The sequence below is a fragment of the Streptococcus parasanguinis genome (genome assembly GCF_009717775.1).
Classification (GTDB): domain Bacteria; phylum Bacillota; class Bacilli; order Lactobacillales; family Streptococcaceae; genus Streptococcus; species Streptococcus parasanguinis_AG.
In genome coordinates this window covers 706,261-729,824 of record NZ_WMZF01000001.1, presented here as the reverse complement: position 1 = coordinate 729,824, position 23,564 = coordinate 706,261, and the positions used below count along the sequence as shown (strand labels likewise).

The following is a 23,564-nucleotide window of genomic DNA, read 5'->3' as shown; positions in this document are numbered from 1 at the left end:
GGGTCATGATGAAAGTTGCCATTATTGGTGCAGGGATCGTGGGATCTACTGCAGCCTATTATTTATCTAAAGAAGCACAGGTGAATGTGACCGTCTATGACCATGGAGTGGGCCAAGCAACTAAGGCGGCGGCAGGCATTATTAGCCCTTGGTTTTCCAAGCGGAGAAATAAAGCCTGGTATCGCCTGGCTCGTCTGGGAGCAGATTTTTACCAAGAATTGGTAGAAGATCTGGTCAAGGACGGAATTAAAACAGATTTTTACCAGCAGACCGGTGTCTATCTCCTCAAGAAAAATGAGGAAAAATTAGAGGAACTCTATCAGTTGGCGCTGAGCCGTCGGGAAGAATCTCCCTTGATTGGAGACTTGGCGATTTTAACCAAAGAAGAAGTAGCCCAGCAATTCCCAGGTCTGCAAGGTTTTGAGAAGCTGGTCTATGCATCAGGTGGAGCCCATGTAGAAGGAGCTCTTCTGACGGAAACCCTTCTTCAGGCAAGTGGGGCAAGAGTGGTCCAGGAAGAGGCTACCCTCTCAGTCTCAAGTGATGGCTATCAGATTGCTGGTGAAAACTATGACCAAGTCATCCTAGCAACAGGGGCCTGGCTGGGGCAAATCCTCGATCCACTTGGCTACCAAGTCGATGTCCGTCCCCAAAAAGGACAGTTGAGGGATTATCAGCTAGAGCTAGATACTGATGACTATCCTGTTGTCATGCCGGAAGGAGAGCTGGATATCATTCCATTTCAGCAGGGCAAGATCAGTATGGGAGCCACCCATGAAAATGAGATGGGCTTTGACCTGACGGTGGATCAAGCTCTGCTAAATCAGATGGAAATAGAAGCTCTGTTTTACTATCCAGAACTAGCTCAAGCGGAAGTCGTCGGGGAGCGCGTGGGAAGTCGTGCCTACACCAGTGATTTTTCACCATTTTGGGGAGCTGTTCCTGATCGAGCAGGCCTCTATGTCGCTAGTGGACTTGGTTCGTCTGGCCTCACAACAGGTCCCATCATTGGGTGGCACCTGGCCCAACTAGTGGTAGGAGGAAAGGTGCGCTTAGATTCAGCGGATTATCCAGTTGAACAATATGTGAAGAAGTAGGCTGGGACAAAAGTCCTAGCCTCTCAATTGTCTTTGGATTGTCGAGCAAGACGCAATAAAGAGTATGAAGTTAGCCTTATAAAGACCTTGAAGAATTCTTACGAGGGAATTGAGGAGATTGAGATTCTAAATCCTTCGTATAGCTCCATTCCGTCAGACGCATGGGGAGCTGAGGTAAAACTCACATTTTCTGATGGGAGTTCCAAGAAACATGTACTAGCCTATAATAAAGATGCGAATAAAATTAAGATAGGCGTCTATCATAATGAAGATGAAGAATATCAGAGCTTTATGGATTCTAGGAGAGGCACGACAAAATCAAGAGTAAGGGTAAGATATTCGGATGGTTCAGAAGAGAAGCAGTGATCAGTGAATTAAAGGATATCAGGGAGCTTTAGTCAAAGTGCCCTATTTGAAACACGATAATGAAGATCGTTAACGAGACTATAGAACCAACAACCTGTCATCACCTTGTAACACAAATGCAAGGTGACTTTTTTATATAAACATGATAAAATAAGGGTAATGACTACGTAGAAAGGCCTAACATTATGAAAGGTATTATTTTAGCAGGGGGCTCAGGAACTCGCTTGTATCCATTGACACGTGCGGCTTCTAAACAATTGATGCCCATTTATGACAAACCAATGATCTACTATCCGCTGTCAACCCTTATGTTGGCTGGGATCAAAGATATCCTGATTATCTCGACTCCTCAAGACCTACCTCGTTTTGAAGAGCTTCTTGGAGATGGTTCTGAGCTAGGAATTTCTCTCTCTTATGCAGAGCAACCAAGTCCTGATGGTTTGGCGCAAGCCTTCATCATCGGAGAAGACTTTATTGGTGACGACCACGTTGCCCTCATCCTTGGGGATAATATCTTCCACGGAAATGGCTTAACCAAGATGTTGCAACGGGCAGAAGCCAAAGAAAAAGGTGCGACTGTCTTTGGTTACCAAGTCAAAGATCCAGAACGCTTTGGTGTGGTAGAGTTTGACGCGGATATGAACGCTATCTCTATCGAAGAAAAACCAGAACATCCGAAATCCAACTTTGCGGTGACAGGACTTTACTTCTATGACAATGATGTGGTAGAGATTGCCAAAAACATCAAACCAAGTCCTCGTGGCGAGCTTGAAATCACCGATGTTAACAAGGCTTATTTGGAGCGTGGAGATCTCTCTGTTGAGCTCATGGGCCGTGGCTTTGCTTGGTTGGATACGGGGACTCACGAAAGCCTCTTGCAAGCATCTCAATATATCGAAACTGTTCAACGCTTGCAAAATGTCCAAGTAGCTAACCTTGAGGAAATTGCCTATCGCATGGGTTATATCACCAAAGAACAAGTCCATGAATTAGCGCAATCACTGAAGAAAAACGAATACGGACAATATTTGCTCCGTTTGATTGGAGAAGCATAATGACGGAACAATTTTTTGATAAAGAATTAGCAGCCCGCAAAATTGAAGCCATCCCAGGCTTGATGGAGTTTGATATTCCAGTTCATGGGGATAACCGTGGTTGGTTCAAGGAAAACTTCCAAAAGGAAAAAATGCTTCCTCTTGGATTTCCTGAAAGCTTCTTTGCGGAAGGCAAGTTACAAAACAACGTTTCTTTTTCACGCAAGCATGTCTTACGTGGTCTGCATGCAGAACCTTGGGACAAGTACATCTCTGTAGCAGATGAAGGCAAGGTTCTTGGAACTTGGGTAGACCTTCGCGAAGGCGATAGCTTTGGGAACACCTACCAAACTGTGATTGACGCCTCTAAAGGGATCTTCGTACCTCGTGGCGTAGCCAATGGCTTCCAAGTCTTGTCTGACAAAGTGGCCTACAGCTATTTGGTCAATGACTACTGGGCATTGGAGCTCAAGCCAAAATATGCTTTTGTCAACTACGCAGACCCAAGCCTAGACATTCAATGGGAAAACTTGGCAGAAGCAGAAGTTTCAGAAGCAGACAAGAACCACCCATTGCTCAAAGATGTCAAACCCCTAAAAGCAGAAGATTTGTAAGAATGAACCTTGCAGAGCAGTATCGCGACTGCAAGGAGCCTGGTAGGATTGTTCCTGCCCTAGTGGAAACAAGATTGCCGTAGGGAATCTTGTAGGGAAATCCGGAGACTTCGGCTTCCGATTGAGCCATGAAACCGAAGGGTTGCTGGCATCCCCCACTAGCTAAAGGAAAAATCAAAACTAAAAACTATTTGGAGAAAAAATGTCAGAATATAAACATATCATCGTAACCGGTGGAGCTGGTTTCATCGGTTCAAACTTCGTACACTATGTCTACAACAACCATCCAGACGTGCATGTGACTGTCCTTGACAAACTCACTTACGCTGGTAACCGTGCCAACATCGAAGAAATCCTTGGGGACCGTGTTGAATTGGTTGTGGGAGACATCGCTGATGCTGAATTAGTTGACAAATTGGCTGTCAAGGCTGATGCTATTGTTCACTATGCGGCTGAAAGCCACAATGATAACTCCCTCAAAGATCCATCTCCATTTATCTATACAAACTTTGTTGGAACTTACACACTCTTGGAAGCAGCTCGTAAATACGACATTCGTTTCCACCACGTGTCAACAGACGAAGTGTATGGAGACCTTCCATTGCGCGAAGATCTTCCTGGACATGGAGAAGGTCCTGGTGAAAAATTCACTGCTGAAACCAAATACAACCCATCATCACCTTATTCATCAACCAAGGCTGCTTCAGACTTGATTGTGAAAGCTTGGGTTCGTTCCTTTGGTGTTAAAGCAACCATTTCAAACTGTTCTAACAACTACGGGCCATACCAACACATCGAAAAATTCATCCCACGTCAAATCACCAATATCTTGTCTGGCATCAAGCCAAAACTTTATGGTGAAGGGAAGAACGTCCGTGACTGGATCCACACCAACGACCACTCAACTGGTGTTTGGGCTATCCTCACCAAAGGCCGTATTGGTGAAACTTACTTGATCGGTGCCGATGGTGAAAAGAACAACAAGGAAGTGCTTGAGCTCATCCTTGAAAAAATGGGTCAACCAAAAGACGCCTACGACCGTGTAACAGACCGCGCTGGTCACGATTTGCGTTACGCCATCGATTCAACTAAATTGCGTGAAGAATTGGGTTGGGAACCACAATTCACAAACTTCGAAGCAGGTTTGGAAGATACCATCAAGTGGTACACAGACCACCAAGACTGGTGGAAAGCTGAAAAAGAAGCTGTAGAAGCCAACTACGCGAAAACACAAAAAGTTTTGAAATAATGAAGAAGGTCCAAGTGGGAAATCGCTTGGACTTTTTCAGATATTTTTCTGAAAATCAAAAAATTAACCATGGATTTGTGGTATAATATGATTAGTTTTTAGGATAAATCAATAAGGGGGATATGATGAATCAAAAAGATTGGGTTGAATACTTTGAAGCGGTCAATGGTCGCAAGCCAAGTATGCAAGAATTTCAAGAAGCGCGTGAAAAAGGGGAGTTTGTCGTAGAGCGAAAAGAAGCGCCAGCTCCAACAACTGAGGCACCAGCTCCAGCAACTGAAGCGCAGGCTCCTTCTCAGGAAGCACCTGTTGCACCTAGCGCACCTCTTTCACAAGAACAGACAGCTGTTGTCCAACCGCAGCCATCTGCGAAAACCTTACAACCTGTTCCAAGACCGAAAAAATTGACATTTTCTTTCAATAAACAAGCCCAAATTGGAGGCGCAGTTGGAGGACTTGTCGCAGTGATTGCTTTTGCTTGGTTCTTTTTCTTTTCAGGTGGACCAAGTGTAGATGGCGTTTGGTTGAGAAATACGGATTCAAGTCCTATCACTTATGAACTAAGTGGAAAGAAACAAAGAGTCAATGGTGATGAGACCATCAAAAAGGTTCTCAAGGGCAATGAAGCGAAAAAAGAATTTAATACAGCACTTTCTTTGTTAAATGCGACGGACTTGCATTCACTTGCGGATGTCGATAAGAAATTTAACCTGAAGACGACAGAAATAGTTGTTATTAAGTCTGGCGGGAACACACGCTATAACTTGCTCCAAAAAGATGGAAGCAATATTATTTTAAGAAATGATTTATTCGACTTGAAAACTTATAAATCATACGAAGGAAACTTTGAAGAAAATTTGGTCTATCACAAGGTTGAAACACCAAAGGCCATGGTTGGAAAATGGAAGAATGTGACAGAAGGAGATAATACAACTGTTCAGATTTCAGATCACGGAATTATTAGTGATAAGTATTACGATAGCAAGGCTTACGCATTCTATTCTCTAGCTGATTCAGAAAAGTATGATGGAGACACGACTTCTAAAGAAGAGATCGAACACACATTTGAAGTAATTCAAGAAGCGGTGAAATCAGAAGGCTATCAAGTGAAGAGCGCTAAGGAAGTCTATATACAAGCTAATTCAAATTATTGTTTCGTACCTGTAAACGGTGGAAAAAATATACTCGTCTTACGTGGTGGTAATGAATTTGCTGCAAAATTAGAAAAAGTTAAATAATGAAAGGACCGCAAGGTCCTTTTAGATTGAAGACAAAGTCATCTTAGAAACTTTCCTTAGGTGAGGACGGACGTCAGCGAACTTCGAAGAAGTTCCATGACTTAGTTTTGAACCTAAGGTTTCAAAACTCCCGAGTGCTAGAAACATCACTGTTTCTAGCACTTTTCTCACGGCGGAAAGTTTCAGTATATTCTTGATTCATTTAAAAAATTAGAACGCATTTTTATTTCTTTGCAAGATCACTTGGCTTTTTTTCTAAAGAACTAGTTTATCTAAATAATCAAAGGACCGGAAGGTCTTTTTTATTTTCAAACTTCATACTGAAAAACTATTCATGTCTAGGCAAAAATATGGTAAAATGGATAAGATGTGTTTGAGATGTCTATTTCTTCTCAGGCGACTACAGGTAATGGAGTAGAAAATGCAAAATAGACCTATTATTATTGGTGTTACTGGTGGTTCTGGTGGTGGAAAGACCAGTGTGTCTCGTGCCATTTTGGCCAATTTCCCGAATGAAAAGATTGCCATGATTGAGCATGATTCCTATTACAAGGACCAAAGTCATTTGACCTTTGAGGAGCGGATCAAGACTAACTATGACCATCCTTTTGCCTTTGATACGGACTTGATGATTGCGCAGATCAATGAACTCTTGGAGGGTCGTCCGGTAGATATTCCAACTTATGACTATGCGGAGCATACGCGCAGCAGCAAGACCTATCGTCAGGAACCTCAGGATGTCTTCATCGTGGAAGGGATCTTAGTCCTTGAAGACAAGCGCCTTCGGGACTTGATGGACATCAAGATTTTCGTTGACACGGATGATGATGTACGGATCATTCGCCGGATCAAGCGCGATATGGAGGAGCGTGGCCGGAGTCTTGATAGCGTCATTGAGCAATACCTTGGTGTGGTAAAACCGATGTACCACCAGTTCATCGAGCCAACCAAGCGCTATGCGGATGTGATCATTCCTGAGGGCGTGACCAATACGGTTGCGATTGATTTGATCACAACCAAGATTGAGAAAATCCTCAACGAGGCGCGTGAAGGGAAATAGAAAGTTGGAGTGAGGGTAATCGATCTCCAATCCTTAGCTATTAGATGCAATAATTGAATATCGCAGTAGTTGATTGGACTCTTCATTCGCCTAAAAGCTCGAAAGAGTTCTCAATCAATGTTTCGGGGGTGGTATGAGAAATGTTTTTTAACATTCTGTACCACTCCCTCTTTTTCCTAGGGAGAATGGAAATGAAAAGGGAGTTTCATTCGCGGACCAAGGCGTTCGCTTGTTTATTGACCATGTGTGCTGGTTTTTCAGATGCCTATACCTTTATCTGTCGGGGTGGAACCTTGGCGGCTGGTCAGACAGGAAATGTGGTCTTTCTATCGGTCGGTTTGATTGGCCAGCAGATCTCGGATGTGGAAGTAAAGTTGGCAACCATGCTGGCCTTTATGTTGGGAATCTTTTTGATGACGGTTTTGCGTCGCTTGATTGACAACTCAGTTTGGCGCCTCAGTACCTTGGTACCCTTTATCCTCACAACCTTGGTGACGGGATTTTTGCCAGCATCGGTAAAAAATGTCTTCATCGTGCCTTTTTTTGGCCTGAGTTTGGGAATCGTAGCGACCTCATTTGGAGAAGTAGGTAGCTATGCCTACAACCACTCTTTTATGACCGGAAATCTCAAGAAAACCATGGTGGCTTATGGAAATTTTGTCAGAGAAAAGGAGATGAAATTCCTCTGGGAAGCCATCTTTATGACCTGCTTGATCGGGAGTTTCGTCTGTGGGGCCATCTTTTCGACCTACTTGATCCAGTTTTATGGTTTAAAAACTATCTGGCTAGTGGCCATCATCTTGACCATCTTTTTAATCTACCGGGCCATTCAATATTTTGAAGTCTTTCACTTCAATCGGCGGCATGAATAGATAAAATAATTTTTAGAAGAATGAGTTAAATGATTCTGCAAAGAAATAAAACTGAGATTTCATTTTTAAAATGAATCAAGAAAATATTGAAACTTTCCGCCGTGAGAAAAGTGCTAGAAACACAATTGTTTCTAGCACTCGGAATTATTGAGACCTTAGGCTCAATAATTAGCCATGGAACTTCTTCGAAGTTCGCTGACGTCCGTCCTCACCTAAGGAAAGTTTTTAAGATAACTTTATCTATATTCCAGAGGCTGGGACAAAAGTCCTAGCCTCTCAATTATTTTAGGATTGTCGAGCAAGACGCAGTGGTTGAGTGGGCTCTACTACGCTGATTTAATCAGCTTTTACAGCCCTACTCAACTTTGCGGAGATGGGACGACGAAATCGAATTCTAACGAATGACCGATTTCTGTCCCACTCTCTTTTCTTTCGCTGTTTGAAGCTTAATTTTTGGGCAAAGATTTGGTATAATGAAAGGTATGAAACATTCGGAAAAAGAATCACAATACCAACTTTTACTGGCACAGTTAGACGCTCTCTTAACAGGTGAAAGCAATGCCTTGGCCAATTTGTCTAACGCCAGTGCCCTCTTAAATCAAGCCCTGCCTCGTTCTGTCTTTGCGGGTTTTTATTTGTATGACCAGTCAGAATTGATCTTGGGACCCTTTCAGGGGGGCGTCTCTTGTGTCCACATCGCACTTGGAAAGGGTGTCTGTGGAGAAGCAGCTCAAAAGCAGGAAACCATGATTGTCGATGATGTCCGCCAACATGCCAACTATATTTCCTGTGATAGCCGGGCCATGAGTGAAATTGTGGTACCTATGGTCAAGGACGGTCAGCTCCTTGGGGTATTAGACCTGGACTCAGAATGCGTCTCTGACTACGATCAGCTGGATCAAGAGTATTTGGAAGAGTTTGTCGCTCTCTTGATCGAAAAGACAAACTGGGACTTTAAGATGTTTGGAGTTAAGAACTAATGTATCAAGCTTTATATCGGAAATACCGTAGCCAGACCTTTGGTCAATTGGTCGGCCAGCAAGTGGTGGCACGGACTTTGAGACAGGCAGTGGAGCAGGACAAGATCAGCCATGCCTATCTCTTTTCTGGACCTCGTGGAACTGGGAAAACCAGTGTGGCCAAGATCTTTGCTAAGGCTATGAACTGTCCTAATCAAGTCAATGGGGAGCCTTGTAACGACTGCTATATCTGTGAATCCATTACCAATGGGAGCCTAGAAGATGTCATCGAGATCGATGCGGCCTCCAACAATGGGGTCGATGAGATTCGAGATATTCGCGACAAATCCACTTATGCTCCAAGTCTAGCCAAGCACAAGGTCTACATTATTGATGAGGTCCATATGCTCTCAACAGGGGCCTTTAATGCCTTGTTGAAGACGTTGGAAGAGCCAACGGAAAACGTGGTCTTTATCCTCGCAACAACGGAGTTACACAAAATTCCAGCCACCATTCTGTCTCGGGTGCAACGCTTTGAATTCAAATCCATCAAACTGCCGGATATCGTTCACCATTTGGAAAGCATCCTAGCTACAGAAGGGATTGCCTATGAAGCAGATGCTGTGCAGATCATCGCTCGACGCGCTGAAGGTGGGATGCGGGATGCCTTGTCCATTTTGGACCAAGCCCTGAGTCTGACTGCGGGTAGTGAGTTGACGACAGCAATCGCTGAAGAAATTACAGGCTCCATCAGTCTAGCTGCGCTCGATCAGTACGTGGCTGCCATCCTGGCTCATGATGCGACGGCGGCGCTGGATCAGCTGGCGATTATCTTTGATAACGGGAAGAATATGGCCCGTTTCGTCACGGACATACTTCAATACCTGAGAGATCTCTTGATTGTTCAGACAGGCGGAGAAAACACTCACGCTAGTGACTTATTTGCGGCGAATCTTGAAGCCGATCAAGCCCGTCTTTTTGACCTGATTGACCAGGCGACGACCAGTCTAGCGGATATCAAAAATAGTCTGCAACCGCGCATCTACACTGAAATGATGACCATTAAATTGGCTGAAAGCACAGGCCAAGCTACTAACTCAGTAGCAGTGGAGGTTCCTTCCAATGTGCTAGCTCAGCTGGAAGACTTGAAGAAGGAAGTCGCTCAGCTCAAGCAACAGTTAGCGCAATCAGGTAGCAGTCTTCCTGCTTCAAAACCAGCAGTAGCTCGCCCTACCAAGTCGAGCAAGGGGTACCGGGCAGATCGCAACAAGGTCAACGCCATTTTACAAGAGGCGGTTGAAAACCCAGAGTTAGCACGGACCAACTTGATCCGTCTTCAGAACGCTTGGGGGGAAATTATCGAGAGCTTGGCAGGTGCGGATAAGGCCCTCTTAATCGGATCTCAGCCGGTCGCTGCCAATGAAAATCACGCTATTTTAGCCTTTGAATCGGCCTTTAATGCTGAACAGACCATGAAGCGGGACAACCTCAATACCATGTTTGGAAATATCCTCAGCAATGCTGCTGGCTTCTCGCCAGAGATTTTAGCGGTTTCGATGGAAGAATGGACCCAAATCCGGGCAGAGTTTTCGGCTAAGGCGCGTGGGCCAAAAGCGGAAGTGGTAGAAGAAGAGGAAAGTGTCATCCCTGAGGAATTTCACTTTTTATCCGATAAAATCACCCTGCAAGACGATTAATACATGAATTTTTTACTGAATCATGGTAAAATAATTTTATGAATAGAAAACAATTTGCAGTGTTAGCAGTCTTTACTGCTATGGAGACATACTTTTTCAATGAAGCGACCATAGCGGGTCAAATGCTCTTTGCATGTTTTTGGGCCCTCTTGATCTTGCGCAATCTCCAGACGGCCTATATGGTGGAGAAAATTGCTAGTGCCATTGAAAAAGAAATTAAGAAGAAAAGAAAATGAAACCTTTGAAAAGAAATTCTTTTTCAAAGGTTTTTTTCTTGTTTTAAAAGGCTTTTTGGCATTGTTTGCGGTAATCTCCTGGGGAGAGGCCGACCTTTTGTTTAAAAGCCTTTGTAAAGTAAGAGTAGTTGTCGTAGCCCACCTGGAGGGCGACTTGGTAAATGGGGGTATTGCTTTGCGATAGCATCTCTTTTGCGGCGGCCATCCGTTTATCGGTGATGTATTTCACCAGGGTTTCGCCGGTATCGCGCTTAAACATCCGTGCTAGATGGTCTGGACTAAGAAAAACCATTTCGGCCAACTTAGTGCGACTGATATCCTCCTTGTAATGGTGATCGATGTAGTCAATGATCCGCTGGATGAGATTGGATTGGTGTTCTAGATCGATCACATAATGGCGAGCAGAGCTCCAGTAATCCCCAATATAGGCTTCAAATGCTTCGATGGCATGAAACCGCCGTTCGAAGAGAAATTGATGGTGTTTGTTTTGAAATAACTTGTGGGCGAGAATGCCGTTCTTATCCAGATAAATCCCAATTTGCTGGGTCCAGTCTAGCTGGAGTTCACTAAGAGCTGAGAGCGGAATGCGATCTTGATTCTCTAAGCTATGGATGATTTGGAGAAGCTGTTCTGTCTCTAGTTGATTTGTAAAAGCAAGCGATATTCGATGAGCGGGCTTTTGAGGTGCTGGATTTGAGGAAGTGTAGGAGTGGATACTGTTCCAATGGAAAACTTGTTCTTCACTGTATTGGCAGAGTTGCAGAGCCTTCATCAAGAGCGTCTCAAGGGAAATGGCATCTGAATAGAGAAGGATAGAGGATCGGTCTAAGTCTTGCTGGATCTTCTGCTGGATAGCCTTTAGGAAGTCTGCACACTCTGTAGTCTGATTCTTTTTGAAGAGGCAGAGGTAGCGATCGGTCTGGCTTTCGATTTTACTGAGGGCGCAGTAGTGGACTGGAAAATCTAGGGAGAGATCCTTGATACAATGGCGGAGCTGCAAGCGCCAAGAAGGGACGCTGGGGTGAAAGTCTTCTTCAACTAAGTGGAGAGTGATGAGGACTAAGAGGTAGTCTTCATGTGGTTTGGGGCTATAGCCTCGTTTTGTTACTTCTTGAAGGAGCAGTTCTGCTTGAGATGGACGCGGTTTTCGCAAGTAGTCATGCCAAAATTCAGCTTCTTTTTGCCCTTGCTGGGCTAATTGGGTCGCACTCTTGTGGCGCTTTATCTTATTGAGGGCTTTTTGAATGATAAATTCTAAGCGTTCGGGGTCAATCGGTTTGAGGTAGTATTCAAAACTTTGGAGTTCAATGGCTTTTTGGGCATAATTGAAATCAGCATAATTGGTGAGGAAGATCGTTTGAATGTCATATTTTTCTGACCGGACCCAAGCTAGGAGATCTAGCCCACTGCCTTGTGGCATCTCTATATCACTGATCATGAGGGCGATTGGGTGGCTTTGAATGATGGCTTGGGCTTGGCTCAGACTGGAGGCGGTATATACCTGCTCAATGCCCAAGGCTTCCCAATGGATGGTTTCCTGCAGGGCTTTAATGATAAAACGATCATCGTCAACGAGTAGGATATTCATGTGTGTCTCCTTTGTAGGGTTCATAAGGAAGGCTCAGTTGGATGTGGGCACCTCCTTGGGATCCATTTGAAAATTGAAGCGTGTAGTGATCTGGATAGAGGAGATCTAGTCGCTCTCGTGCATTGGTCAAACCAATGTGGTGGCCATCTTCTGTGACTAAGGATTTCTTTTCTACTAGATCTTGTAAGATAGCGGAGCTAAAACCAGGACCGTTATCCTGAAGGGAAATGGCAAGCTGTTGGTTTGCTTCTTCATGAATGGCAAGCTGGATGTGGAAGAAATCTTGGAAAGAAAAGCCGTGTTTGATGGCATTTTCCACAAAGGTTTGTAAAAGCAGAGGGGGGATGGCCGCATCTTTCAGACCAGGATCCCAGTCCAGGTCAAAGTGGATGCTGTCCCCATAGCGGATTTTCTGGATCTCTAGGTAATTTCGGATATGTTGGATTTCATCTGCTAAGCGATTGAAATCTTGGTTGGCTTGAAAGAGGTGACGCAAGTAGTTGGAAGTCACCTTGGTCAACTCCTCGATTTCTTTATAGTCCTTGGTTTGGAGCATGCTGTGAATCATGGAGAGCATGTTGAGGTAAAAATGGGGTCGGACTTGATTTTTGAGGTAATTGAGTTCGACCTTTTTGAGGTTGAGTTGCGCGTGGTAGGCTCGAATTTGGAGGTCCTTCATATGGATTAGGACCTGATTGAGCTTGTGATTGGCCTGATCGATCTCTAAGATCCCTTGGTCTTCGATCACATCTAGCTTGGTAGAAGCGGCATCTAGCTGAGAAAGACGCTGGGTGAGTCGTTTCATCGGTTGGATCATCCGTTGACGAATATAAAGGATCAGAATGGTAGAGAGAACGGCGATGATCAAAGGGACCAAGGAGAGAAGGGTTTCCAGTACGATATTTGTACGGAAAACGTCCCCGTAATCGACCGTCACATACAGATCAAAAGGCAGATGGGTTTGATTGCTATCGGCTTGAATGACGGAATCTGTAGCATGGATCTGGTTGGGACGATCGATGGATAAGCGTCCTTTTTTCCCAATATTGAGCTTTTGCAAGGGTTTTAAAATATCCTGGGTAGAAATGATGGCATAGATAGACTTTCCCTTGTAATGGAGAGATTTCAAGAGATAATCATGCTGGTTCAGACTGATTCGTTGCCATTTTTGACTGGTCTTGTCTGTTTCTTTGTCATAGGTTTTAAGATGATCTTTCAATTGTACATAGTCCAGGTAAGGCAGTTGAAGACTGGAGGCATTGATAAAATGAGGGATATCTCTTGTCTCTATGAAAAAGGTAATGGGGCTATCCATCTGGTACTGAAACTCCGTGAAATCGATTCGCAATTTTTTTAGATTTTCATGAAAATCCGTGAAATCAAGCGGGGTATTGAGCTCTGTCAAATAGTCATTGTGGCTAATAGTACTGTACATAAAACGCTCAACGGAGTGAAGCTCTGTATTTAAGGAATCCGCATAAATATGAATTGAGTCCTCTAAATGGAGCATATTTTGGTGTTTAATAAAATTTCGGCTAATCCCACCAATCAAAAGGTTGATCAAGGTATTGACGACTAAGAGGAGAAAGAGTAGGCGCGAAAAAAATTGAATCGAGTGATCTCGTGTACTTCTGTGAATAGCTTTCATAATGAGCACCTCACATATATTATAGCACTATTTGAAAACGGATTCATGGACAAAACCGATAGTAAAGTAAAAAAAATCGGGAAAGTGCATGTTTTTGTGTGGTGAAAACGGAAAAGTGAATGAAGATGCACGAAAAAGTTCTATAAAGATGGAAAGGATTCCTATAAAATAGAGGAGAAAGAAAAGGAGGGCCTTATGAAAAGTGAAGTAAATGCGAAGCAGAGTAAATTTAAGAAAAATATTCCTTTATATGTGCTGCTCCTACCATCGATTATTTTATTGCTTTTATTTGCCTATATCCCTATGGCAGGTCTAGTCATCGCTTTTAAAGATTACTCTCCCGCTACTGGGATATTTGGAAGTCCTTGGGCTGGTCTTAAGTATTTTAACCAGTTCTTCTCATCCTTCCAGTTTGCGACAACCATGAAGAATACCTTGAAAATTTCTATTTACAGTATTCTGGTTGGTTTTCCCTTGCCGATTGTTCTAGCCATCATTTGCAACCAGATTCGTGTGGGCAAGTTCAAAAAAATCTTTCAAGTAACGACTTATTTGCCTCATTTTATCTCGACCATGGTCATGTGTGGGATGATTATTCTCTTTCTCTCTCCAAGTAGTGGACTGTTAGCCAATGTCCTCAAATTAGTCGGCTTAAAGATGCCTGCCCTCTTATCTAAACCAGGTAGCTTTGCGGGTGTCTATGTCTGGAGTGATGTCTGGCAACATATCGGTTGGGATAGTATCATCTATCTAGCCGCTTTATCAGCCATTGATCCGACTTTTTATGAAGCAGCGACTATGGACGGAGCGAGTCGATTGCAAAAGATCCGTCATATTGACTTACCCTTACTGTTACCAACGGCGATGATTCTCCTGATTCTCAGAGCAGGAAGTCTACTCAGTGTTGGTTTTGAAAAGGTCTTGCTCTTGCAAAATCCACTCAATCTGGCAGGAAGTGAAATCATTTCGACCTATGTCTACAAAGTGGGGATGATTAATTTTCAATATAGTTACTCGACAGCGATCGGTCTCTTTAATACCTTGGTCAACTTGATCATCTTACTGTCGGTCAACTGGTTTGCGAAACGCTATACCAAGACAGGATTGTTCTAGGAAGGAGGAGAAATTGTGAAATTATTTCAACATGCGAGAAAGACCAAGTCAGAAATCCTCTTTGATATTTTTATCTATGGTCTAGCGATTTGCTTGATTCTGTTGATTGTCTACCCTTTGTGGTTTGTCATTATTGCCTCCTTTAGTAATCCGTCTGATGTGGCAACTGGTAAGGTGTGGTTTATCCCGAGGGAATGGCGACTAGATGGCTATCAACGCTTGATTGAACAGCCTTTGTTTCTAAAGAGCTATCTCAACACTATCCTCTACACGGTTGTTGGAACCATCGTTGCTCTGGTCATTAATATCCCGGCTGGTTACGCCTTGTCGCGAAAGGACCTCTTTGCTAAGAAATGGGTCAGTGTCTTCTTTATCGTTCCCATGTTTGTCTCTGGGGGCTTGATTCCCATTTATTTGACAGTTAAACAATTGGGATTGGTCGACACCTTCTGGGTAATGGTCGTACCGTTTGCAGTATCTCCTTACAATATTGTTGTAGCTCGGACTTTCTTTAACAATAGTATTCCAGAAGGGATGTGGGAAGCCGCACAGATCGATGGGTGCGGAACCATTCATTACTTCAGAAAGATCGTGCTCCCCTTGTCCAAGGCTATTATTGCCGTTATTGGACTTTGGACAGCAGTAGGGATCTGGAATTCTTGGTTCAATGCCCTGATTTATTTGACCAATGAAAATCTTCAACCCCTGCAATTGATCCTGCGCCGTCTCTTAATTAGTAATCAAATGTTGCAATCGCAAGCAACAGGGGAGGTAGCTTCTGACCTCCGTATTAAGGCTGATATGATGAAATATGCAGCCATCGTTATCTCAACAGCACCGATTATGATGCTGTATCCATTCGTCCAAAAATACTTTAATCAAGGTGTCATGATAGGGGCCTTGAAAGAATAGGAGAAGATCATGAAAAACAGGAAATTTGCCTATCTGCTCCTGGGAGCAGCTGCTTTAGCTGGCTTGACGGCTTGTGGAGCTTCCACAAATAAATCAAGCACTGACAAGAATGATGGAAATACCTTCAAGATCACGACCGTTCGTTGGTCGGATTGGGGGGAAGACTATCACAAAGGTTTTCTAGATGATTCAGCCAAGGAATCGGGTATCAAGATCAAATGGGATACCATGGTGGCTGCAGACTGGTCTGATAAGAAATCTGTCCTTGTTGCCAGTGGAGATTTACCAGACGCTTTTTTGGGATCCAATGCCTTCACGGATTCTGAAATTGCTCAGAACCAAAACATGTTCATTCCATTGGAAGACTTGATCAAGGATAATATGCCAAACTTGAACAAGGCCTTTGAAAAAGAACCGAAATTAAAAGCTATGGTGACCAACCCAGATGGTCATATTTACAGCCTGCCTAAGAAATTGCCGATGCGGCCAATCGTCGGCAACCAGCTCTTTATTAATAAGAAATGGTTGGATAACCTTGGCTTGAAGATGCCAGAAACCTATGATGAATTGGTGACTGTTTTACAAGCCTTCAAGGATAAGGATGCCAATGGCAATGGGGATGTCAATGATGAAATTCCATTTGGTTCTGGTAACTTTGATCCGACTTTCTCTTATATCTTGCCATTCAACAACCGTCTGGGTGGAGATAATACCTATGAAATGTCCGTCAAAGATGGCAAACCGGTCTACCTCCGGACGGAAGAAAGTTATAAACAAGGGATAGCGGCTATGCATGAAGCCTACAAGAAAGGCTTGATCGACCCTGAACTCTTTACAGAAGATACCTCTATGTCTGTTGCCAAACGGATGGACAAGGGAGTGGCGCGTGTCGGTGTATCAAGTGGTTGGACAGCAGATGCAACCTTTGGCCAACATGCCAGCGAATATGCTCCTCTTCCAGCATTGAAAGGCCCTGATGGCAAACAATATGTCATTTCTGACCCAGATCATTTGAACTATGGACGCAATGAAATCTTGATCACGAATAAGTGCAAGGACCCTGCAAAATTGCTCAAATGGTTGGATAAATTCTACACGGATGATGCCAGCATCCAAAACTTCTATGGTTCCTTTGGCATTGCAACTGAAAAAGATGGTGACAAGTACAAGGTCTTGGCTCCAAAAGATGGTAAATCAGCCGATGAATGGGCTTGGATCAATTCCCTTCGTGACTTTGGACCAAAATATGTGTCAGATGATATCAATAGTCATGTCGACATCGACCAAACACAAGGTGATGGTCTCAAATTGAAGATGGACAAAGAATTGAAACAATATGCTTTGCCAGCATATCCAAATGTCATCTACTCTCAAGAAGAATTGAACAAATTGTCCTCTATTTATGTAGATATCAACTCTTATGTTACCCAACAAGCTTCTAAATGGGTAGTCGAAGGGGGAGTCGAAAAAGAATGGGATGATTACAAAGCAACCTTGAAGAAGATGGGCATTGATGACTTTATGAAGATTCAACAGGATGCCTATGATCGTTACCAAAAAGAAGTGAAGTAATAGGGGTCTAAATGGATTCAAGTAAATAACTCAGGGGCTCTACGCCCCTGAGTGCTTCCTTAGAGGAAGTAGCAGAAATTGGGATGAAGAACAAGGAGAAGAAGATGCAAAAATTATTTTCATTGGATGGACGCTTGGTCAAGACCTTGACTCGGTTGACAGACATCATTATCTTGAACACCTTGTTTATCGTTTGCTGCCTTCCGATTTTCACGATCGGTGCATCGCTTACGGCTTTAGCAACCATGTGGCACCGCTTGTTGAAAGGGGAAGATACGGATCTTGTCTTTCATTTTTTCCGTCTCTTTCGCGCTAATTTCAAGCAAGCGACGATGATTTGGCTGACTTGTCTAGGCTTATCAGTACTACTTTATCTGGATTACTGTCTTTTTTCAAATACGGCCTTCTTAAGCGAGTATGGGATTTGGATCTTGCTCCCTTTTATCGTCCTTTTATGTGGAGGGATGACCTTGATCTTCCCTTATATCGGTCTCTTTGAAGATCCTACAAGAAAGGTCTGTTTGAATAGCTTCCTCATTGCTCTCTTAAATCCTATTCAAACCATCTTTCTTGTCTTCTTCAATCTAGCAGTAGTTTATATCAGTCTTAGTAGTCCTGAACGGTTACTGACAGCTATTTATCTCTTTACCTTTGGTGGTTTTGCTCTTTGGAGCTTCTTGAATGTTCGACTGACCGATCAGATCTTTTCAAGGATCCAAGAAGGAGAAATCTTTGAAAAATAAGGTCAAGCAAGTGGGACGTATGTTATACAGAATATTATATAAATCGAATAAAGTTTCCTAGAAAATCTAGGAAACTTTTTCTATTTCATAAACATTTCACATTTCTTTTCTATAATAACTATAACAAATGATGAAAGCGTCCACATTGTATTGTCGTGGACCTTGAAATGGAGGGTGAGATCATGCTCTTACAACAGGCAATCGCCTATATTTCTCGAAAAAGAACGAGGAATCTAGTTCTCTTTTTGATTCTCCTCTTAATCCTCTCTTGCTTGTATTTCTGTTTTTCACTGATGCAAGTGGGAGGAAGGCTGGAGGACCATATCAAACAGTCGGCTGGGACCAGTTTTGCTCTGACCAGTAAACAGGGGAATGCTCCCTTTGCTCTGAAGGAAGCTAAAAAAGTGCAACAACTAGCTGGGGTAGGATCCATGGTCCCACAATATGAAAGTCCCGTTCGCATTCTTGGTAAAGAAGCGGTGACGGGACAGCAGTCGGTAGAACGGGATGATCTGGGGCAGGAAGCTAAGCAAGCACTAGGCGCTGTCTTTACCCAGAAGACAGACCAGCACCTGGATTTCCGCAGTGGCAGTTTCCAACTGGTGCAAGGCAAGCACTTATCCGACAAGGCTCGCGGCCAGATCTTGATCCACCAAGAGTTGGCTAAGAAGAACAAGCTAAAGGTCGGAGATTCCTTGACCTTATCTAGCTTTCAGATGGGAGAGACTCCTGCCAAAGAGCAAACCTTTAAAATCGTTGGGATCTTTTCGGGTAAGAAACAGGAAAAATTCACAGGGATGACCTCTGATCTGAGTGAAAACCAAGTCTACCTCCCTTATGAGGATGCGGCTAAGCTCTTAGGGCTCAGTCAGCAAGAAGTGACCCAGGTCACCTTTGGGGTCAAAGATCCTGAGAAAATCGATGCCATCTTGAAGCAAGTCAAAAGCTTGGATCTGGATTGGCAGTCTCTGCGCGTGGTCGAAGATCGCAAAGCCTTTGACCAGATGAAAGAATCCTCTCAGACCTTAGAAGGCCTGGTACGGATCATGATGATCGTCCTTCTGGTGACGGGAGCCGGTGCCCTATCTCTCTTACTCAGTCTCTGGACACGGGAGCGGATCCATGAAATCGGCGTCCTCTTATCCATTGGGAAGAGCAAGGGCCGGATTTTTGGACAGTTCCTCTTAGAAGTGGTGCTGGTATCCTTACTAGCACTGATCCCGGCCTTTCTCATCGGGCGGATGGTCAGCCATCGTTTCTTAGAGCAGTTTGTCGGACAGACCGGTCAACAGCAGACCCTAGAATTACTCAACCAAATCCCGCAAGGCCTTTCCTTGGGAATCGCCTATGCTAGCCTCTTGTGCTTGATCCTTCTGTCGCTCGGTGTAACTACCAGCATGATCTGGCGCAAGAGCCCAAAAGAAATATTAACAAAAATGAGTTAAGGAGAAATGACATCTATGTTAGAACTCAAACATGTATCCTATAGTTACCAAAGCTACCAAGAAGAGATCTTCTCAGACGTGAACTATCAGTTCGCAAATGGGACTTTTTACAGCATTATCGGTCAATCGGGAGCAGGGAAATCAACCCTCCTCTCGCTCTTGGCTGGACTGGACAATCCCAAGAAGGGGCAGGTTCTCTTTGATGGGGAGGACATCCAGACCAAAGGGTCTAGCTACCACCGCAAGCACCATGTTTCCCTGGTCTTTCAGAATTACAATTTGATTGATTATTTGACGCCACTGGAAAATGTTCGCCTGGTTAACAAACAAGCTGGGAAAGACATTCTCTTAGAATTGGGGCTGGACGAAACGCAAATCAAACGCAATGTCCTGCAACTATCCGGAGGGCAGCAGCAACGGGTGGCTATTGCGCGTGCGCTCGTTTCAGAAGCACCTGTCATCTTGGCCGATGAGCCGACAGGAAACCTTGACGAACAGACAGCCGGTGACATCATTGCCATTTTGAAGAAGTTGGCCAAGGAACGCCAAAAATGTGTCATCGTCGTCACCCACAGTAAGGAAGTGGCAGAGGCCTCCAATGTGGTCTTGGAATTGAGTCGCCGTAGCCTCGTTGAGAAGAGCAAGTAAGGAGGGAATGCTATGTTGCGCAATGCTTTTGCTTATATCACACGTAAATGGCCCAAGTCTCTCTTGCTCTTTGCCATCATTCTCCTCATGGGGACCTTGAGCTTGATCGGACTCTCCATGAAGGGAGCGACCCAAAAAGCTTCATCGGAAAGCCTGGGATCCATTACCAATAGCTTCTCCATGCAGATCAACCGCAGAACCAATCCAGGAACCCCTCGGGGAGCTGGGAATCTCAGAGGAGAGGATATCGAAAAAATCAGTCAGGTAGAGGGGATCACCTCCTCCATCAGGCGGATCAATGCCATTGCGGATATCCTAGACCACGAGATCATTGAGACCGAAGAAACCCTGCAAAATCAGTCTCCAGAGCGGGCCAAATACTTCAAGAATACCTTGATGGTGACGGGGGTCAATGACTCTTCAAAAGAAGATAAATTTGTCTCTGGGGCCTACAAACTGGTCCAAGGGGAGCACCTGACAGATAAGGACAAAAACCAAATCCTCATGCACGAAGATTTGGCGAAAAAGAATGGTCTTAAGGTGGGCGATAAGGTGCGTCTCAAGTCCAATCTCTACGATGCTGACAATGAAAAAGGGGCTAATGAAACTGTCGAAGTGACCATCAAGGGCTTGTTCTCAGGGAAGAACCAAGCTCCTCTAACTTACGCCCAAGAGTTGTACGAAGATACCCTCATCTCTGACCTGGATACAGCTGCCAGACTCTATGGCAATACTGTCCAAACAGCTACCTATGAGGATGCGACCTTCTTTGCCAAAGGGGATCAGGATCTGGATGCCTTGATCGAAAAAATCAAAGCACTCGATATTGACTGGAACCTCTATGACCTGGTTAAGAGCTCTTCCAACTACCCAGCCTTGCAAAAATCCATCAGCAGCATGTTCCAAGTGGCAGACTACTTGTTTATCGGAAGTCTCGTCTTTGCTAGCTTGCTTCTCACTCTTCTCCTCGTCTTGTGGCTCAATGCCCGTCGCAGAGAAGTGGGAATCTTATTGGCTCTAGGACTTTCTAAGGTACAGATTGCGGGACAATTCGTGGCAGAATTGGTCATGATCTCCATTCCAGCCTTCCTCCTTTCCTATGGAGTCGCAGGTCTTCTTGCCAAAGGAGTCGGAGATACGGTGCTTAAAAACGTAACCAGTGGCATTGCCAAACAAATGGCTCAAGAATCCTCTGCAGCCAACCTTGGTGGAGGAGCTGAGGCGGAAAGCTTCAGTAAGACCCTGACAGATCTCCATATGGACATCCAACCGAGCCAATTGCTGGTGATTGTTTTGGTCGGTGGGCTCCTCTTGATTCTCGTATCCATCCTTTCTTCACAATGGCTCTTGCATAAGAAACCAAAGGAACTTTTGGTGGATGTCGAATAAGAGATTGTTTCCTAAAATAGAAATAGGGTATAATAGGAGGTAGAAGTTTCTTAGATAAAAAGGAAAGTGTATGAAGATACTAATCGTAGAAGATGAAGTCCTGATTCGAGAAGGGATGAGCGACTATCTCATGGAATGTGGCTATGAGGTCTTTGAAGCAGGCGATGGGCAGGAGGCCCTGGACCTCTTTCACAGAGAAGCGCCGGATCTAGTCTTGCTGGACATCCAGCTTCCTATCCTCAATGGCTTGGAAGTCCTCAAGACTATTCGCAAGACCAGTTCAGTCCCTGTCCTCATGCTGACGGCCTTTCATGATGAGGACTATAAGTTGACGGCCTTTGGAGAGATGGCAGATGGCTACCTGGAAAAACCCTTCTCCTTGTCCCTCTTGAAGGTCCGTATCGAAGCCATTTTTAAAAAGCTCCAGCCTTCACGGGTCTTCACCTATGGAGAGGCACGGGTGGATTTTGAGAGTTATACAGCCAGCCTAGCTGGGCAAGCCATCTCCATGAATGCCAAGGAGTTGGAAATCTTGGAATACTTGCTCCAGCATGAGGGCAAGGCCCGGACCCGCTCTCAGATCCTCGATGCCGTCTGGAAGGAGACGGAGGAGATTCCTTTTGACCGGGTGATCGATGTCTATATCAAGGAACTACGAAAAAAACTAGAGCTGGACTGTATCGTTACGGTACGCAATGTCGGCTATAAATTGGAGAGACCATGACCAAACGGAGTATCTTTGCAAAAATCTTTCTGATCACCTTTGCCCTTTTTAGTAGCTTAGTCATCCTTCTCCATGCTTCGGTTTACTTTATTTTTCCATCGACCTATATCGAGTCCCAGCGCCAGACAATTTTGAAGAAATCGCAAGCCCTGGCCAAGAGTTTCCAGGGCCAGGAAGAAGGGACCATTGAGTCGGTCATCGACCTTTATTCCAAGACCAATGATATCAAGGTGTCTATCAAAGGAAAGCAAAAACAAAATGCCATAGAGGTTAAGGATGACCTGCTCCTGAACCCTGACAGCCAGAACAATTCCCTGGTCATTGAAGAGCGAAAGATTCAGACCAAGGAAGGGAAAGACTTAACCTTGCAATTCTTAGCGACCGTCGATTCGCAAAAGGAAGCGCGGGACATCAGTCTGGGCTTTCTTCCCTATAGTCTCCTTGCTTCCTTTGTTCTGTCGCTAATTGCCTCCTATCTCTATGCCCGCATGATTTCCGCTCCGATCCTTGAAATCAAGCAGATGACCAAGCGGATGAAACGGCTGGATCGGACAGCCAGTCTTCCCATTAATTCGCAGGATGAGATCGGCGTTCTCAAGCAACAGATCAACGACCTATATCATCATCTTTTAGAAGTGATCGACAATCTAGAGCAGCAGAAACAGGAAAATCTGAAGTTGGAGCAGATGAAGGTTGAATTTCTAAGAGGGGCTTCGCATGAGCTCAAGACTCCTCTGGCCAGCTTGAAGATTATCCTAGAAAATATGCGGGATAAGATCGGCCGCTACAAGGATCGGGATCGCTATCTGGCGGTCTCCCTCGATATCGTCGATGAGATGAACCAGATCGTCCTGGAAATCCTCTCCCTGTCCTCTGTCCAAGAATTGGCCGGAGACAAGGAGTGGATCCAGCTGGATCAAGTCTTGGAGCAGATCCTTGACCAGTACAAGGTCTTGGCTCAATCCCGCGCGCTCACGATTGACAATCAAATCTCTGGCAAAGCAGTTTATATGGACCCAGCCATTCTGAAATTGGTCCTCTCAAATGTTATCAGTAATGCCGTTAAGCATTCGGATGCCGGTGGAGAGATCCAGCTCCGTCTCGAAGAAGAAGGGACGCACTTGGCTGTTGAAAATACCAGCCAGGAAATGGTAGAGGCCGCTGAGATGCCAATGACCGCTAGCCGCCAGAAGAAGGAAGGTGGCTTGGGGCTCTTTGTGGTCCAACACTTGCTAGACCATGAAGAACTGGCCTATCAATTTGATAAAACGGCTATGGGCTTACGCTTCCGTATGGAACTGCCCAAAGATCCTCAAGAATAAAAACTAGCGAACAAGAGAAATGCTTGTTCGCTAGTTTG

The 23,564-nt window shown here is 44.5% G+C and carries 21 protein-coding genes; 19 read left to right on the top strand and 2 right to left on the bottom strand.

What is annotated here, in order from left to right:
- The first annotated feature begins 5 nt into the window (after positions 1-5).
- From GMC92_RS03745 to GMC92_RS03700, 10 genes are all read left to right on the top strand, one after another.
- Positions 6-1,097, top strand: a complete 1,092-nt coding sequence (locus GMC92_RS03745; RefSeq protein WP_173019401.1) for an NAD(P)/FAD-dependent oxidoreductase — start codon at positions 6-8, stop codon at positions 1,095-1,097.
- A gap of 551 nt (positions 1,098-1,648) precedes the next feature.
- Complete coding sequence (gene rfbA / locus GMC92_RS03740) at positions 1,649-2,518, top strand: glucose-1-phosphate thymidylyltransferase RfbA (RefSeq protein ID WP_003002772.1); 870 nt, start codon at positions 1,649-1,651, stop codon at positions 2,516-2,518.
- Positions 2,518-3,111 (top strand): dTDP-4-dehydrorhamnose 3,5-epimerase family protein, encoded by a 594-nt coding sequence (locus tag GMC92_RS03735; RefSeq protein WP_155169518.1) that lies wholly within the window; start codon positions 2,518-2,520, stop codon positions 3,109-3,111. The genes rfbA and GMC92_RS03735 overlap by 1 nt, the downstream gene beginning before the upstream one ends.
- A gap of 202 nt (positions 3,112-3,313) precedes the next feature.
- Positions 3,314-4,360 carry a dTDP-glucose 4,6-dehydratase gene (rfbB, locus tag GMC92_RS03730; RefSeq protein WP_155199764.1) on the top strand — a complete coding sequence of 349 codons (1,047 nt, stop codon included), beginning with the start codon at positions 3,314-3,316 and terminating at the stop codon, positions 4,358-4,360.
- A gap of 125 nt (positions 4,361-4,485) precedes the next feature.
- Complete coding sequence (locus GMC92_RS03725) at positions 4,486-5,598, top strand: hypothetical protein (protein WP_155199763.1); 1,113 nt, start codon at positions 4,486-4,488, stop codon at positions 5,596-5,598.
- A gap of 421 nt (positions 5,599-6,019) precedes the next feature.
- On the top strand, positions 6,020-6,658 hold the full coding sequence (gene udk / locus GMC92_RS03720; RefSeq protein WP_003002524.1) for a uridine kinase: 639 nt from the start codon (positions 6,020-6,022) through the stop codon (positions 6,656-6,658).
- Positions 6,659-6,849: 191 nt separating this feature from the next.
- On the top strand, positions 6,850-7,530 hold the full coding sequence (locus GMC92_RS03715) for a YoaK family protein (RefSeq protein WP_155199762.1): 681 nt from the start codon (positions 6,850-6,852) through the stop codon (positions 7,528-7,530).
- Positions 7,531-8,012: 482 nt separating this feature from the next.
- On the top strand, positions 8,013-8,510 hold the full coding sequence (locus GMC92_RS03710) for a GAF domain-containing protein (protein ID WP_049515482.1): 498 nt from the start codon (positions 8,013-8,015) through the stop codon (positions 8,508-8,510).
- Complete coding sequence (gene dnaX / locus GMC92_RS03705; protein WP_155199761.1) at positions 8,510-10,186, top strand: DNA polymerase III subunit gamma/tau; 1,677 nt, start codon at positions 8,510-8,512, stop codon at positions 10,184-10,186. Before GMC92_RS03710 ends, dnaX begins: the two co-directional genes overlap by 1 nt.
- 38 nt (positions 10,187-10,224) lie before the next feature.
- The gene (locus tag GMC92_RS03700) at positions 10,225-10,422 is read left to right on the top strand and encodes a DUF3272 family protein (protein WP_155199760.1); all 198 of its coding nucleotides are present in this window, start codon (positions 10,225-10,227) and stop codon (positions 10,420-10,422) included.
- Positions 10,423-10,465: 43 nt separating this feature from the next.
- Here GMC92_RS03700 and GMC92_RS03695 read toward each other — a convergent pair whose 3' ends face one another.
- On the bottom strand, positions 10,466-12,010 hold the full coding sequence (locus GMC92_RS03695; protein ID WP_049488403.1) for a helix-turn-helix domain-containing protein: 1,545 nt from the start codon (positions 12,008-12,010) through the stop codon (positions 10,466-10,468).
- Positions 11,991-13,658 carry a sensor histidine kinase gene (locus GMC92_RS03690; protein ID WP_049488401.1) on the bottom strand — a complete coding sequence of 556 codons (1,668 nt, stop codon included), beginning with the start codon at positions 13,656-13,658 and terminating at the stop codon, positions 11,991-11,993. Before GMC92_RS03690 ends, GMC92_RS03695 begins: the two co-directional genes overlap by 20 nt.
- A 195-nt stretch (positions 13,659-13,853) precedes the next feature.
- On the opposite strand from GMC92_RS03690, the gene GMC92_RS03685 reads away from it, so the two are divergent.
- The 9 genes from GMC92_RS03685 to GMC92_RS03645 all read left to right on the top strand — a co-directional run bounded on the left by GMC92_RS03685 (position 13,854) and on the right by GMC92_RS03645 (position 23,526).
- Positions 13,854-14,771: an ABC transporter permease gene (locus GMC92_RS03685; protein ID WP_049488399.1), complete on the top strand. Its 918-nt coding sequence runs from the start codon at positions 13,854-13,856 to the stop codon at positions 14,769-14,771.
- Positions 14,772-14,786: 15 nt separating this feature from the next.
- On the top strand, positions 14,787-15,683 hold the full coding sequence (locus GMC92_RS03680) for a carbohydrate ABC transporter permease (protein WP_014713543.1): 897 nt from the start codon (positions 14,787-14,789) through the stop codon (positions 15,681-15,683).
- Between the two features lie 9 nt (positions 15,684-15,692).
- Complete coding sequence (locus tag GMC92_RS03675) at positions 15,693-17,255, top strand: type 2 periplasmic-binding domain-containing protein (RefSeq protein WP_155199759.1); 1,563 nt, start codon at positions 15,693-15,695, stop codon at positions 17,253-17,255.
- Positions 17,256-17,359: 104 nt separating this feature from the next.
- Entirely contained in the window at positions 17,360-17,998 is a 639-nt protein-coding gene (locus GMC92_RS03670; protein ID WP_070588878.1) for a YesL family protein, read from the top strand.
- 182 nt (positions 17,999-18,180) lie between these two features.
- The gene (locus GMC92_RS03665; protein WP_155199758.1) at positions 18,181-19,443 is read left to right on the top strand and encodes an ABC transporter permease; all 1,263 of its coding nucleotides are present in this window, start codon (positions 18,181-18,183) and stop codon (positions 19,441-19,443) included.
- Between the two features lie 6 nt (positions 19,444-19,449).
- Positions 19,450-20,091 (top strand): ABC transporter ATP-binding protein, encoded by a 642-nt coding sequence (locus GMC92_RS03660; protein ID WP_155199757.1) that lies wholly within the window; start codon positions 19,450-19,452, stop codon positions 20,089-20,091.
- Positions 20,092-20,103: 12 nt separating this feature from the next.
- Entirely contained in the window at positions 20,104-21,480 is a 1,377-nt protein-coding gene (locus GMC92_RS03655; RefSeq protein WP_155199756.1) for an ABC transporter permease, read from the top strand.
- Between the two features lie 70 nt (positions 21,481-21,550).
- Positions 21,551-22,204 carry a response regulator transcription factor gene (locus tag GMC92_RS03650; protein ID WP_125374807.1) on the top strand — a complete coding sequence of 218 codons (654 nt, stop codon included), beginning with the start codon at positions 21,551-21,553 and terminating at the stop codon, positions 22,202-22,204.
- Positions 22,201-23,526, top strand: coding sequence for a sensor histidine kinase (locus GMC92_RS03645; protein ID WP_155199755.1), 1,326 nt, complete (start codon positions 22,201-22,203; stop codon positions 23,524-23,526). Before GMC92_RS03650 ends, GMC92_RS03645 begins: the two co-directional genes overlap by 4 nt.
- Positions 23,527-23,564 lie beyond the last annotated feature (38 nt).